Here is a 14,069-nt window from a genome sequence, read left to right on the forward strand (position 1 = left end):
TATGAATGCGGGGCTGCCGGGTTTTCGGTCAAGGCCGCAGCAGCAGCCTGACAGAACAGATTCCTTGGGACGCAATCAGCGTGGGCATGGCCAATGGCTAAATCGAGTGTGAAAATGCATGCCCCCCTGATGTGGGCATTCAGGGCGATGGAAGACCCGGACTACAAGGCTGCACAAGCCCGACAGAAAAACCCTGCGGATGGTCAAAAAATCAGATCCGGCCGACGTTTGTCGCGGTCCTACGGAGTTACCGAACAAACGCTTATCTCGGAAGTCCGGCGTGACCTGCAATCGCTCTTGAACACAGTGAACCTGAACTCCACCCAGGATCTGTCCGAGTTTCCCGAAGTCACCACCTCCATTATCAATTACGGACTGCCTGACCTTTCGGTGCATATCGTCGACACGGTCCGGATCGACAGGCTTGCGGACGATATCCGCGAAGCCCTGATCCGCTTCGAGCCGCGCATGGACCCGCGCACACTCCAGGTTATTCGCGACATGGACGCCGTCAGCGATACCTTCAAGGTGCGTTTTCTGATCAAGGCGGAAATCCGTTGCGATCCGGTGCGGATCGGAACTGAATTCATTGCCGACGTCGATCCCGCCCTCGGCCGCATCAAGATAGTCGGAGCGACGGGATGAACCGGGAATTTCTCGACCTCTACAATCAGGAACTCACCTATCTGCGCGAACAGGGGTCGGCGTTTGCCGAATCCTATCCCGCCGTGGCCGAACGCCTTGGCGGTCTTCTGGAAGATCGCTCCGACCCCATGCTCTCCGGCCTGCTGGAAGGCGCCGCCTTCCTTGCGGCGCGCGTCCAGTTGAAGATGAAGCATGAGTTTTCCGAATTCACGTCCAATCTTTTCGAACAGCTTTATCCCTCGGCTCTGGCGCCGATTCCGTCCATGGTGCTTGCCCGGGTCACGCCGAAATACGGCGATGCGAATTTGCGCAACGGCATCAAGATCAACCGTCATGCGCCCATGGAAGCGGTCTTTCGCGAGCGCAGCGGCGAAGTGCGCTGCCGCTTCACGCTTTCCGCACCAATTACCCTGACACCGCTGGAACTGACAACGGCCCGTTACCTGAGCTCGGCGGCCCAGATCTCCGGGCTCGGCGCGGATATGGCCGAAGACAAGCGGGCAAGAGCGGGGCTGTCGATCACGTTTACCCACCGGATGTCCGAAGATCCCGAAAACGAAGTCTCCGCCGACGACGCGCTCAAGAAGCCGGAATACCAGGTGGCCGGTTGCCGGATCGATGAACTTCCTGTCAGGCTGATCGGTCCTGTCGACCTTGCGGCCAAGGTCTATGAACAGATCTTCGGTCATACGATCGCACTTTATCTCAGAACCGAAGACGCCTACGGACAGGTCTCCCTTCAACGTATGCCGGTCGATGCCATCCGGCAGCTCGGGTTCGACGAGGAAGACGCCCTGCTTCGCAATGATCGCAGAATGTTCACCGGCTTTGACTATCTGCGCGACTATTTCAATTTTCCCCGCAGCTTCCTCGGCTTCCGCCTGACGGGCCTCCGCCGTCACCTCGACAGGGTGAAGGCGAAGTCGTTCGATCTGGTGTTTGTATTCGACGAAACCGAGACCCGGCTGGCGGCTCATGTCGAGCGCAAGATTTTCTCCCTGCATTCAGCGCCTGCGGTCAACCTGTTCGAGCGCCAGACCGACAGGGTGCCGATCAAGAAGGGACAGCATGAATTCGCGGTGATCGCGGACCGAACCCGGCCGCTCGACTACGAGATACACTCCGTGACTGAGGTCAACGCGCATTTTTCCGGTGGCGAGAAAAGAGCCGTCGAGCCGCTCTACAGCGTTGCGCCGGATACCGAAAAAGCCGGCCATGAGTGGTTCTACACCATTCGCCGGATGCCGCGCCGCCAATCCTCGTCGGAATTGCGGCGCATGCAGCCGAGTTCCTATATCGGCACCGAGACCTTCGTTTCGATTTCCAGCGGTGCCCAGGCCGCCGCCCTGCTCCAGAGCGGCGACAAGCGGCTTGCGGAACTCTCCCTGAAAGTGATGGCCTCCAACCGGGCCCTGGCAGCCGATCTCCCCGTCGGGAGTAATCCGGACAAGTCCGATGTCGGCGATTTCCGGGTGCTCGAAGATATCGGCCTCAAGGTCGAATGTGTCGCCGGACCGACCGCGCCGAGACCACCGCTCCTGTCCTATAACGAAAGGCTCGGCGAGGAGGGCCACACGGGGGCTATCGCGTGGCGTCTGATCAATATTCTCGCCCTCAACCATACCGGTCTGGTTCACGACGCCGCCGGTGAAGACGGCCGGTCCTTTCGCGACATACTGAGTGTGTTCGCTCCCCTTTCCGACAATTCGGCGGACCGGCAGGCTCAGTCCGTGCGGTCCGTCTCGACCCGACCTGTGGTCCGCAGACTGCAGCAGAAATCCGGCACAGGCGTCGCCAGAGGACTTGAGGTCACCATAACGCTCGATGACAAGGCGTTTGAAGGCACAAGCGCCTTCCTGATGGGGGCGGTGCTGGACAGGTTCATCGCGGAATACGCCTCCATCAATCACTTTACCCAATGCGTGATCGCCACGACTGAGCGGGGAACGATCATGAAGTGGCCGCCAAGGATCGGGGCACAAGGGATCCTATGAGCGGCGCGGACGACAAGGACCAGGAATTGGCGCCGGAGCTTCCGGACAGGGTCTCGGCGCGGGACAAGACGGTGCTGCAGATCGGCGGTGGCGCACCGGCGATCTGGCCGGATGCGGAGACTGAAACTGCCGAAGAAGAGCCAGAGGCAATTGAGACCGGAGCTCGGGACGATGCACCGCCAGAGAAAGACCCTGGCCCCACCCCCGAAGAGGCGATCAAATCGCGAACGATAGAAGCGCGTGCCGAAACTCTTCCTGAAGATCCAAATCCAGTGCCAGATCCAGTGCCAGAACAGGCACCCGGCCCGGAAGGCGTACAAGCTCCGCCCGAGGATCGAGCTGCCGGTTCCGAGCGCCCTTCGGCGGACGAGCAGCAAGGGGAACCGGACGAAGAAATTTCGCCTCCCGCCGAGCCGAGGATCGAAGTTCCCGTTCAGCAGCAATATGCCTCGCTGCTGGCTGCCCTGAGTGACCGGATAGAAAAACACCCGGGCGGACACGATCTTCTGGCGGTTCTTCGTATGCTGGAGGGGCAAACCGCTCCGGGCGCGAAAGCTCCGGGTCTCGACGGGCCCAAAAAGACGGAAGAACCCGCTCCCCCACGGATCGGCAAGAGCCGCCGCCTCATGGAGGACATCGTTCGCTTCGGCCAGGACCCGTCCAGCGAATTCGCAACCTCAACGATCGAGCGGGCCAGCCGTGATGGAGCCGGCGGTCTTGTCCTGCTGGAACGTTTCCTCGGACTGCTCGGCCCTCAAGGTGCTCTTCCCGGTCCATATACAGATGAAGCCATCATGTCGGGGCTGCGCGGGAATGACGAATTCCCGAGGTTCCTGGATGTCTTCAACAACCGTTTCATCCAGTTCTTTTATCGCGCCTGGGCGGACGCAAGGCCGATCGTTCAACACGACCGGCCGGATGATGACCGTTTTCTGGCCTACATCGGCTCGTCCATCGGGCTCGGGGCGCCCATCTACCGCGACCTGGACCGGATCGACGATCGTCTGAAGCTGCTTTACACGGGCCTGATGTCGCCCAAGACGAAAAGTGCGGCTCGTCTGAAGGGTCTGATCACCGGTGTCTTCGGGGTCAGGGTGGAAATCGACCAGTGCGTCGGAACATGGCTGCATCTGGACAGCGATGACCAGCTCAGCCTTGGCGGCCTCGGTCCCGGTGGTGCGGGCCGGTTGGGGGCGGACACGATTGTCGGCGCCCGGGTCTACAGCGTCAGCGACAAGATCCGCATCCGCATCTTCACCCGTTCACTCGACGAATATCGCAAGTTTCTGCCGCCGACACGAACAAAGCCCAATCCGTGGACCGAAAAACTGTTCGATCTCATCGATTTCTACCTGGGTCTCGAGATCGAATACGAAATTGAACTCGCCCTTCCCAGACGCTGTGCCTCGTCGGTGCACATGAATCGCAGCAACTCGGCGACGCTTGGACATATCGGCTGGCTGAAACCGCCTGCCGCGACGGCCGCGGAAGAAGAGGACGTGGAGGAAGAGGGTGAGGACATGCTGACCGATACCCGTTTCAGGCCCGTGCGCCGCCACACCACTGTTTATCAATAGGTCTCAAATTTGAAAGGCCGGTACCATGAGTGACATTCTGGTTGAAACCATTGCCAACAAACTGACTACCGTAAGCTACGAATGCCTCGAAAAGGCCATGCGCCTGACAAAGAGCTCCGGCCACCGGCATCTGGAGATCCTTCACTGGCTCTATTATCTCGCGCGCGACGAGACCACGGATTTCGTTCATATCCTGCGCCATTTCGGCATAGACGCGGGAACGGTCAACGGCGATTTGCAGCAGGCCATCGCGAAACTGAAGATCAACCAGACCGAACTGCCTTCCATGGCGGCACCTTTCCAGGAATCTCTCGAACGGGCCTGGTTCGAAGGCACCTTGAGATACGGAGACTACAAGATCCGTTCCGCTTACGTGCTGATCGCCATGATGGGCGACAGGACCACCTGGCGCGAGCTACGCGGCTATTCCTCCGCGCTTGAACCCCTCAACCGTGACATCCTTGTGCGCGATCTCGACAAGATTGCCGGTGCATCGGCTGAAACCGGCGCCCGCCCGGTGGACGGCTCCGGCCCCCAGTCCGCAGCGCCCGGAGCCGCATCGGAAAGCACTCAAGGCGCCCCGGGCAGCGGTGCCGGCGAAGATGCGCTTTCACAGTTCACGGTGGACTTCACCGCTCGCGCCCGAGCGGAAGAATTCGACCCGATTGTCGGACGTGACGAGGAAATCCGTCAGGTCATCGACGTGCTGATGCGCCGCCGGCAGAACAATCCGATCCTGACCGGTGAAGCCGGTGTCGGCAAAACCGCCATTGTGGAAGGCTTTGCCCAGAAGATTGTTTCGGGGGACGTTCCCCCTGCCCTCCTGGGCACACGCCTTTGCGCGCTGGATCTCGGCCTCCTGCAGGCAGGAGCCTCGATGAAGGGGGAATTTGAAAAGCGCCTGCGCGCCGTCATAGACGCGGTTCATGCCTCCATTGTCCCGACGATCCTCTTCATCGACGAAGCCCACACACTGGTCGGCGCCGGCGGCGCGGCCGGGACGGGCGACGCGGCAAACCTCTTGAAACCGGCTCTTGCGCGCGGAACCTTGCGCACGGTCGCGGCAACCACATGGTCCGAATACCGTCAGCACTTCGAAAAAGACCCCGCCCTGACACGACGTTTCCAGCCCGTGCAGGTGGACGAGCCCGACGAGGAAAAATGCTTTGCCATGGTGCGCGGCCTTCTGGGGCCGATGGAAGACCATCACCAGGTACGCATTCTCGACAGCGCGGTGAGATCCGCCGTGTCCCTGTCGCACCGCTATATTCCGGCACGCCAGCTGCCGGACAAGGCGGTCAGCGTTCTCGACACGGCCTCGGCGCGGGTGAACATTTCCCAGGCTGCACAGCCGGCGAAACTGTCGGACCTTGTGGCAAAGAAGGGCTTCCTGGAAACGGAACGGCAGGCGCTGTCCAACGATACCGAACTGGGCATGGAGCACCAGGAGCAGCTCGATGCGCTCGACATCGCCATCCAGGACACAGAGACCGCAATCGAAACCCTTCGCGGCGAGTGGGATCGCGAGCGCAAACTGGTCGCGGAAATTCGCCGTCTGAACGCCGCGCTGATCGCATTGAAGGGCGGTGAACCTGCCCCGCATCCCGAAAGCGTGGAAATCGAGGACCCGGAAAACGAACAGCCTGCGCTGGTGGGCATCGACGACATCGAGCTGAATCTTGATGTCGATCTGGAGGATGAGGACGCAATCCGCACCGCCCTTCACGACAAGAGGGCGGAGCTTTCGAAAATCCCGGAAGACGACCGGATGGTCTATGCCTATGTGGACGATGAGGCTGTTGCCAGCATCATCTCCGACTGGACCGGCATCCCCGTCGGCCGAATGGTTCAGGATGAAATGCAGACGATCCTCAACCTGACCGACAGCCTCACCAAGCGGGTGATCGGCCAGGCACACGGCCTTGGCATGATCGCCAAGCGGATCGAGACCAGCCGTGCCCAGCTCGGCAACCCGGACAAGCCCATCGGCGTATTCATGCTGTGCGGTCCATCGGGTGTCGGCAAAACGGAGACGGCCCTCGCGCTCGCTGAAACGCTTTATGGCGGTGAGGAGAGCATGATCACCATCAACATGTCGGAGTTTCAGGAAGCCCATTCGGTTTCCGGCCTCAAGGGCGCGCCTCCGGGCTATGTCGGCTACGGCGAGGGCGGCCGCCTGACGGAAGCCGTGCGGCGCAAGCCTTACTCCGTCGTGCTTCTGGACGAAGTGGAAAAAGCCCACCCGGATGTGCACGAAATCTTCTTCCAGGTGTTCGACAAGGGCTGGATGGAAGACGGCATGGGCCGGAAGATCGACTTCCGCAACACGTTGATCCTGCTGACCTCGAATGTGGGCACCGACATCATCATGAACGCGGCCAGACACATGCTGGACTCACCGGTTTCCAGCGACCCGGAACTGGCGGCCACCGACCCGAACGCACCCGATGTGGAAGAATTGGCGGAAGCCTTGCGCCCTGCTCTGCTCGACGTGTTTCCGCCCGCCCTGCTCGGCCGGATTGTCACCATCCCCTATTATCCGCTGTCACCGTCCATGCTCGGCTTCATCGTTCGCCTGCAACTCAACCGGATCGTCAAGCGGGTCCGGGAGAACCGGGAGGCCGAACTTGCCTACGGCGAGGACGTGGTCGCCCATATCGTCTCCCTCTGCCGCGACCCGGACAGCGGCGGACGGATGATCGACAACATCCTGACCAATGATCTGCTGCCCAAACTCTCCCGCGCTTTCCTGACCGCACAGATGAATGGGGAAACGATCTCAAGGGTTTCGATCAAGACCGGTGACGACGGTCTGGAAATTCAGCCCGAAGCAGCTGAATAAATTCGAACCGGCGTGCCCGGCTCTGACGTTCTCACGGAGCATTCCCTGAAACGGTCAGAGCCGGGCCGCTACTGCACGCTCAGAATATCGCCGATGGCGACGCGATAGTTCTTGAGGTCATTGCTCGCCACCGATTGGGGCGCGTCCGCACCGGTTTCCATTTCGAAAGCCAGGGGATCGGCCGGTTCGCCGCGCTGACGGATTTCGAAATGCAGGTGCGGCCCGGTCGACAATCCAGTCGTCCCCACATAGCCGATAAGATCACCGGCCTGAACGACCGATCCCAATTCAATGCCGTCCGCAAATTCGTGCATATGAGCATATCGGCTGGTGATGCCGTCCTTGTGGGTCAGTTCGATGAAATTTCCATAGCCGCCGCGGACATCACGATATGTGACCTTGCCGGAAAAAGCCGCCCGGATCGGCGTGCCGGTCGGAGCCGCCCAGTCGACGCCCGCATGCAGGCGCTCCGTCTTCTTGATCGGGTGAAAGCGCATCCCGAATTTCGACGTCAGGACGCCCTTGACCGGCACCAGCATGGCTCCTGACAGGCTGACCTTGCCTCCTTCGTTGACACAGGCAAAGCCCCGATTGCCCGGTGCTTTCAAAACATAGCAGCGCACCGACCAGTCATCTCCCCGGCGTACGCCGGCGAACAGGACACGCCCACCACCGCGCTTTTCATCCCTCGGCATATCGGTGAACACAAGCGTGAACCGTTCATCCGGTTCAATCGTGCGTTTGAGATCCGTCGTGGGAGCGAGATAGGCTATCGCCTCGCCGACGATGGATGCCGGAACGGCGTTTCGCACCGCCGTCGCATAAAGCCCGTCGATAAGACGATGTTTCTTTGCAGCACCTGCGACCTTATCGGGAGCGTCTTCCTCTTCGACGACAGGTTTTCCGAACCAGGGGTCGGCGCCGTGAACATAGGTATCGCCATCGCGGGACGTCGAAAACGCTGCTGTTCCGAGATATCCGTCCTGACCGTAAAAGGAGATCTGGACGGGCCGGTAATAGTCACCGATACGCCCGAGTTTGTTGGGCATCCTGATGCCTCTTACCGCGATTTTATCGCCCACGATCAAATCGCTTTTCTGAAACTCGTTTGCAGCGAATTCAACAAGAAGCTTGCTGACTTCCTCGTCAAAGCCGTTTGTCTTCAGAAAATCGCCGAGCGTGGTCGTTTCGGAAATTCCGGTGCGGATTTCGATACGGCTCGGCCCCTGACCGATTGGACGCTCGGACAGAAACAGGTTCAAGGTGTCCGTCGGCGGCTTCAGGAAGACCGGCAGATCAGGTGACTGCCCGTCCGCCTGGCTGCTGTCTTCTTCAACCACGATCCCTTCGGCATCATTGCCGCCACCGAAATTGCCGAACTGGAAATCGGTTTCACTGCCCGGTGCGCTGATGATCAGATTGCCGTCCTCGTCCAACATCTGGCTGTCGAGGAAATAAGCGCTTGCCGCGGGCACAAAGGCGGCATCACCCTGCGACGCGCTCGCCGGCACCGGCCTTTCCGTCAATTCTATCCGTTGAGCGGCGGCACCCCGGCCGAGCAGGACCGGATCTCCGGCGAGCGGAATGACAGCGGACATGGCCATGTCGAAAAACGGATCGGCGGGAATATCCAGGTCTTCTTCATTCAGACGCTCCGGTTTGATCTCTTCCCGTGGCGAAGGGTTTTCCCCCTGCCCTGCTTCTTTCAAAGCGGATGAGGCATTCGCGAGCGGACCGGGCACCGCCGCTTCCCCTTTGTTCACCGGTGCGCTCGACGCGGCTGTTTCTTCAGGCGGAGAAAATGAAATCGAGCCGGAAGTAAAAAGATGCGCCAGACCACCGGCCCCCGCCCCCACGATCAGGAACCCTACCGCCATGCCGGCATATAACAGCTTGGAAGACCGCTTCGGCGAGCCGTGAGGAGGTTTTTTCGAGCGAGTTGGCGCCTGCGGGCGGGCAGCTTGTTCCGGACGGTCCTGTGCGCCCTCTGACGTCGCAGATCCCTTGCCGGACGGGCGGATGATGGTCCGGTCGAATTCGGGGCGATGCCCTCCGGGATTCTGATTGTCAGGCCATTGAGCCATGTAGGGACCAACGTCTTGAAGTGAGCTTCAGAAGTCAAAGTATCCTGTCGGCTATCAATTGCCCGAAGGATACTTCATGAAAATCAGATTGCGCTTGAACGATCATGCCGGAGGAGACACCAGGATGCAAAACCGGAACGTATTTCCGTAGAGGAAAAATGGATCACCTTACGGGCGTTCAATTCCTTCAGCATGAGGTTTCGAAAGCAGCTCTATCGCGGGAAATTCAACAGTTTGCTGCGGTCCTGTGCGTCCTTGCCAGCAGAGTCTGCGTCGGTTTTTTCCATATACATTTCAGGTACATCCAGTGTGAACACGGACATATCGGTGCTGAGACCCCGCAATTGGCCAGACCAGATTTCCACTGCGGGATAAGATGCGGGCAGTTTTTCGGCAACCGACCGGCTGACTGCAAGGCGAACCTTCTTTTCCTTGGCGATGGCTTCGATCCGGCTCGCGGTGTTGACAGTCGTGCCCATAACCGTGAAGGAGCGGCGGTGAACGCCGCCAATATCGCCGACCAGAACCGGTCCTGCATTAAGCGCGATACGCAAATCCAGCGGCGGCTGCCCGGTGATTTCCCGTATATGATCCAGCTTGCCGATAATGTCACGGGCGGCATCCACCGCTGCCTTTTCCGGATCTTCGACCAAGTTGGGCGCGTTCCAGACCGCCATGATCGCGTCACCGATATATTTGTCGATATATCCATGATGCGAGGTAATCACCTGGCCGATCGCGTCGAAGCAGGAATTGACCACCCGGACCACATCTCCGTCGGCAAGTTTTTCGGACATCTTGGTGAAGCCGACAATATCGATGAAGGCGACAACAACATTGCGCGTATCGCCGCCAAGTTCAGGCAATTGTTCCGACTGTGCCATCTGTTTGATGACGTCCGGCGCCAGATAATGGCCGAAGAGACGCACGAGCGAACGCTGCCGGCGCTGCAGGATGCCCACCTTGCCGATGCCGGCGACGACCATCGCGCTGACACAGGCAACAGGTGCCACACCCGGAGACAACAGCAAACCGGCTTCCAACCCGACCAGACTGACACCGAGACCGGCGAGGATGCAACCAAGCGCCATGAACGGCAGCGCAACCAGCGGCAGGAGCAAGCCGGTGGCGGCCCCGATGACGGAGAACACAACCGTCAGGGCCGGAAGCGTGCCTGCGGGAGGCGCGACCGCCATCCGATCCGACAGGGCCGCCGCGATCAGGTCCGCCAGGATGAAAACACCAGCGGTGTAGGATCGAACCTGCGGGCGTCCACTTGCCCCGGTCTCCACAAGATCAGCCGGAGTACGGGGCAGGAAGCGATCGGAATAAAGATGCTCGTCCTCATAGGGCAGCAATCCTCCGAAGAGGACTATCCGGCCGTCAACGAAGCGATTCAGATCCTGCCTGCCTGCTTCGGTTTCCTGCATCTTCAGGACATCGAGCACGGAAAGATATGGCGTTGAGGCGGCGAGCCTTGCCGAAGGAATTGCGGTGTAGGCCTCGGGAACCTCGGTGCCGGCCGAGCCGATCAAAGCGTCGATGAGTGAGGAGGAGTCCGATAACGGAAAGTTGGGAGAGTGCCTGCGCACGACACCATCATTTTCAGCCGTAACGGTCACCGAGCGCACACCGCCTGTGCCGGCCGCGGCGGAAAAGGAGCGATGCGGCACACCGATCTCGGTATGCGCGATGAAAACCCTGCCGCGATTCCGATAAAGGAACCTCTGGAAGGGCTGGTCAAAGCCCTTCAGGCGCGCCTCGCCGGTTTCAAGGTCCTTGAAGGCATCGGCGCTATAGGCAAAAACGAAATCATAGCCCAGCGCGCGAGCCCCGGCGTCGAGGACTGCCTGCCCGGCTTCCGCCATGACGGGGGTCATCAGGACACGGGGGATTGGCTCAAGCCTTTCGGAGGCAAGAGCGATCTGGTCAAGGCCGACCACCACCACCGGCGGGGGCGCGGCCTCCTGCGCTGGCGTCAGTATTGCCCGGACCTGAAAAAGCCGGTCTGTAACCCAACCTTCCCAAATGGCCCTTTTGGCGGTCAACCCGATGGCTACGCCCGCACATACCGCTGCGAAGGCGATGACGGCAAAAAGCGTCTTCCGGCCAAGGGCTGGGTCCGCAATCCGGCCACCCGATGTCATTTCACGATGACTACAGCGGTTTTCCGTCCGACCTGTGCCGGATCAATCGTGAATTTACGCATGACCACACCATAGTCGGGAGCCTTGCCTTGCAGGAAAAGCTCGACCTCGACAGCGTCGTTTTCGGCTTCTCTGTCGGGCATTTCAGTCATGATGTTGTCGAGAACATCGAACCGCTTGGGCTCCCCGCCTTCAAAGGAGACAAAGACCGTGTCGTATTCATCGCGCAGTCTGTCGTCGAAGCGCAGCATCAGCGACGCCGCCTTCTTGTTCTCAAGCGCGAGACCGCGCAGTGTAACGGTCAATCCCTTGTTTGCGGTTTCGTCCCCGGTGCCGCTATCGGCCTGGAGGCAATTTCCCGCTCTGAGCACTTCCTGTTGTCCGCCGTCGAGAGCATAGCCTGACGAGGAAACGGTGATCTTGCCCGATTTGACGCGGACCTCCTGACAGGCAGCGTAATCGAGAAGATCGATATGCCCGTCGGAGCCCAGATCAACCTCATCTCCCGGCATCAGTTCCGTGAAGGCCGACACTTGCACCGCCTCGGATTTGTCGAGGATCAGCGCAATGGGGTCTGCAAGTGCCGGACCTGACAGTCCGGAAAATCCCAATGTGAAGGCAGCCGCCAGTCCGGTGGCGTAAAGGCTTTGCCGGACTGGGGCGCGTTTTAGCGAATGCGTCATGACTGTCTCCCAAGTCTATGAACCATATCTCCGGTCCACGTCTTTTGTCCAATGGCATCCTGTGCTCTTGTCGAGTCCAGCGCCGTGCGTGAGCCCAGTTATATCAGAGGAATGGCGGTACAAGTGTGGCTATGGTCACATAAAGGGTTTTAGGCAACAACGGGATACACATCTACCGATTTTGTGTCCGGACTATCCGGCGGGCTCGGTATAAACAGCGGCAATGCCTATGGCGTCCGCGGTTTGGTCGATCAGTTTAAGCATCTGGGGCAGAAGGTCGGCAGAAAGCGGCCATCCATCCAGCGCGGACAGAACCCCGACAAGCCGGGGCATCGGGTTGGACGAGCGCACCATAACGATGTGATCGGCTCCGAAAGGCAGGGCGGCGCGCAAGTTGAGGACATAGGGATTGCCCGCTTCAACGGATGTGTCCTTGCCGAGTGGATCGGCAATCCTGTCCGGGGCCAGCACCCGCAGCGTCCCGTCCGCTTCCAGTGCGAAGACCGCCATATATCCTTCTTGCGCGGATGTCAGACCAACCTTGAAAGGTGAGCCTTCCGGAATATGGCCAACAGCAGGCTGCAAGGTGCCTTCAATCGGCTGACGGTCTCTGGACAGGGCATAAAGATCTGACAGAAACACCCATTTGGTGACCACTTCGGAAAAGCGGTCGGCGTTCCCGGCCCCACCTTTGAGAACCACATCGCCGAACTTTGTCAGCACATCGCCTTCTTCCACATCCCAGAAGAGATCCGCATTCCCCTCCCCCATGACCTTCACCCGCCCCTGATGCTTCAAGGAGAGACTTTCAAGAAGGGGATCGGCAGTCCCGGTACTGGCGGCCAGCGTCAGGCCGTTTGTGCTGCGGTCGAATATGGCGCCGTCAACCCTGGGCAGAACCGCCGCACGGGTTTCACCGCCGATGCTGAGGCTCGGGGATTGACGGCCCTCGGTCGCCACGCGCACTGTTTCCTTCAGAAACCGGCTGAGTTCGGCCATGGAGATACCGCCGTCGCGGTCCAGATCCGCTCTTCCCTCCACCCCGCGCGCAAAGGCCCAGCTCAGTGCCCCTCGCGGTTTGCCGCCGATGAGCAGTTCCGGGATTACCTGACCGTCGACAGTTGCTCCGACGTAGATGACATTGTCGAGGTCTTCCAGATCCTCACCAGGGGCGCCAGCTTGTGCCAGGCCCGGTGGCAGCGGTGTGGATCTCAATACATCGTCCTCAAATGGCGGCAAACCGACCAGACGCGTTCCAAGCCGCTTGATCCGCGGATCTATCGATCTGGTCATTGTGCCGGAATGGCAGCTGTCGGCAAGGACCAGAACGCTGCGCCCACCGGCGGCACGCAGCATGGCGGCCACATCATCATCGCGCAAACGCTCACCGTTCCCGGGCGCGGCCACATCGAAACCCGCCAACAGGAAAACCTCGTCGAACCCGTCCTCCTCAGATCCCGCCAGCCACTCGGGCTCCTGCGCCCCATGCCCGGCATATGACAAAACAAGAACATCCTCGGGACCGGACCGGGAGATCAATCCCTGCCAGGAAGACAGGACTGCAGCACGGGTGGCCTCCCCATCGTAAAGCGCCGTCAGATCTCGCACACCGGCCGCTTCGAGCGTCTCGGCAATGTCACGCCCATCATTGACCGCACCTTTCAGCGGCGAGACATGCTCATAAGCATCGATACCGATGACAAGAGCCCGCCATTCGCCCGCCATGGATGGCACAGCGAACAGCAACAGACACACAAGGCCAAGGCTACCGTGCGCGAGCCATTGTCCGGTTCTCATACGAAACGGAATTCCCATGGGAGTGTCTCTTCAATCAGGGTTCTGGTCCGGGTCAGCCCCAAGAACCGCCACCACCACCACCGGGGCTGCCACCGCCTCCACCGCCGCCGCCGCTGCTTCCTCCACCGCCTCCACCGCCGCTACTGCCGCCGCTGCTTCCGCCGCCACTATTTCCGCCGCTGTTGCCGTTGTTGGTATCGCGCGCCGCAGGATCGTTGATTGGATCGATAGTGCCGGTACCGGACTGTTGCTGGGTCTGGCAACCCGTAAGCACAAACATGGCCAAAGCCGTGAGTGAAG

General features: G+C 60.1%; 9 protein-coding genes. 5 read left to right on the top strand and 4 right to left on the bottom strand.

Annotation, left to right across the window (positions count from 1 at the left end; translation table 11 throughout):
- Positions 1-93: 93 nt before the first annotated feature.
- Genes tssE through tssH form a run of 4 tightly spaced genes read left to right on the top strand, consistent with a single transcriptional unit; the run spans position 94 to position 7,058 of the window.
- On the top strand, positions 94-645 hold the full coding sequence (gene tssE / locus OA90_RS21300) for a type VI secretion system baseplate subunit TssE (RefSeq protein WP_068417195.1): 552 nt from the start codon (positions 94-96) through the stop codon (positions 643-645).
- Positions 642-2,639 (top strand): type VI secretion system baseplate subunit TssF, encoded by a 1,998-nt coding sequence (tssF, locus tag OA90_RS21305; RefSeq protein ID WP_068417197.1) that lies wholly within the window; start codon positions 642-644, stop codon positions 2,637-2,639. Before tssE ends, tssF begins: the two co-directional genes overlap by 4 nt.
- Positions 2,636-4,216, top strand: a complete 1,581-nt coding sequence (gene tssG / locus OA90_RS21310; RefSeq protein WP_068417200.1) for a type VI secretion system baseplate subunit TssG — start codon at positions 2,636-2,638, stop codon at positions 4,214-4,216. Before tssF ends, tssG begins: the two co-directional genes overlap by 4 nt.
- Before the next feature lie 25 nt (positions 4,217-4,241).
- The gene (tssH, locus tag OA90_RS21315) at positions 4,242-7,058 is read left to right on the top strand and encodes a type VI secretion system ATPase TssH (protein WP_068417203.1); all 2,817 of its coding nucleotides are present in this window, start codon (positions 4,242-4,244) and stop codon (positions 7,056-7,058) included.
- Between the two features lie 68 nt (positions 7,059-7,126).
- Here tssH and OA90_RS21320 read toward each other — a convergent pair whose 3' ends face one another.
- From OA90_RS21320 to OA90_RS21335, 4 genes are all read right to left on the bottom strand, one after another.
- Positions 7,127-9,142 (bottom strand): M23 family metallopeptidase, encoded by a 2,016-nt coding sequence (locus OA90_RS21320; protein WP_068417205.1) that lies wholly within the window; start codon positions 9,140-9,142, stop codon positions 7,127-7,129.
- 212 nt (positions 9,143-9,354) lie between these two features.
- Positions 9,355-11,289, bottom strand: a complete 1,935-nt coding sequence (locus tag OA90_RS21325; RefSeq protein WP_068417209.1) for an adenylate/guanylate cyclase domain-containing protein — start codon at positions 11,287-11,289, stop codon at positions 9,355-9,357.
- Positions 11,286-11,972 carry a hypothetical protein gene (locus OA90_RS21330; RefSeq protein WP_082837188.1) on the bottom strand — a complete coding sequence of 229 codons (687 nt, stop codon included), beginning with the start codon at positions 11,970-11,972 and terminating at the stop codon, positions 11,286-11,288. Before OA90_RS21330 ends, OA90_RS21325 begins: the two co-directional genes overlap by 4 nt.
- Before the next feature lie 192 nt (positions 11,973-12,164).
- A complete protein-coding gene (locus OA90_RS21335; protein WP_082837189.1) occupies positions 12,165-13,787 on the bottom strand; it encodes a caspase family protein in 1,623 nt (540 codons plus the stop codon).
- On the opposite strand from OA90_RS21335, the gene OA90_RS29095 reads away from it, so the two are divergent.
- A complete protein-coding gene (locus tag OA90_RS29095) occupies positions 13,786-14,067 on the top strand; it encodes a hypothetical protein (protein ID WP_199823799.1) in 282 nt (93 codons plus the stop codon). The genes OA90_RS21335 and OA90_RS29095 overlap by 2 nt on opposite strands.
- The last annotated feature ends 2 nt before the right edge of the window (positions 14,068-14,069 follow it).

It is taken from the genome of Labrenzia sp. OB1 (assembly GCF_001624695.1).
Taxonomy (GTDB): Bacteria; Pseudomonadota; Alphaproteobacteria; order Rhizobiales; family Stappiaceae; genus Roseibium.

Coding starts and splice junctions, on each gene's coding strand:
- tssE (WP_068417195.1), top strand. CDS start 94: ATGGCTAAATCGAGTGTGAAAATGCATGCCCCCCTGATGTGGGCATTC.
- tssF (WP_068417197.1), top strand. CDS start 642: ATGAACCGGGAATTTCTCGACCTCTACAATCAGGAACTCACCTATCTG.
- tssG (WP_068417200.1), top strand. CDS start 2,636: ATGAGCGGCGCGGACGACAAGGACCAGGAATTGGCGCCGGAGCTTCCG.
- tssH (WP_068417203.1), top strand. CDS start 4,242: ATGAGTGACATTCTGGTTGAAACCATTGCCAACAAACTGACTACCGTA.
- OA90_RS21320 (WP_068417205.1), bottom strand. CDS start 9,142: ATGGCTCAATGGCCTGACAATCAGAATCCCGGAGGGCATCGCCCCGAA.
- OA90_RS21325 (WP_068417209.1), bottom strand. CDS start 11,289: ATGACATCGGGTGGCCGGATTGCGGACCCAGCCCTTGGCCGGAAGACG.
- OA90_RS21330 (WP_082837188.1), bottom strand. CDS start 11,972: ATGACGCATTCGCTAAAACGCGCCCCAGTCCGGCAAAGCCTTTACGCC.
- OA90_RS29095 (WP_199823799.1), top strand. CDS start 13,786: ATGGGAGTGTCTCTTCAATCAGGGTTCTGGTCCGGGTCAGCCCCAAGA.
- OA90_RS21335 (WP_082837189.1), bottom strand. CDS start 13,787: ATGGGAATTCCGTTTCGTATGAGAACCGGACAATGGCTCGCGCACGGT.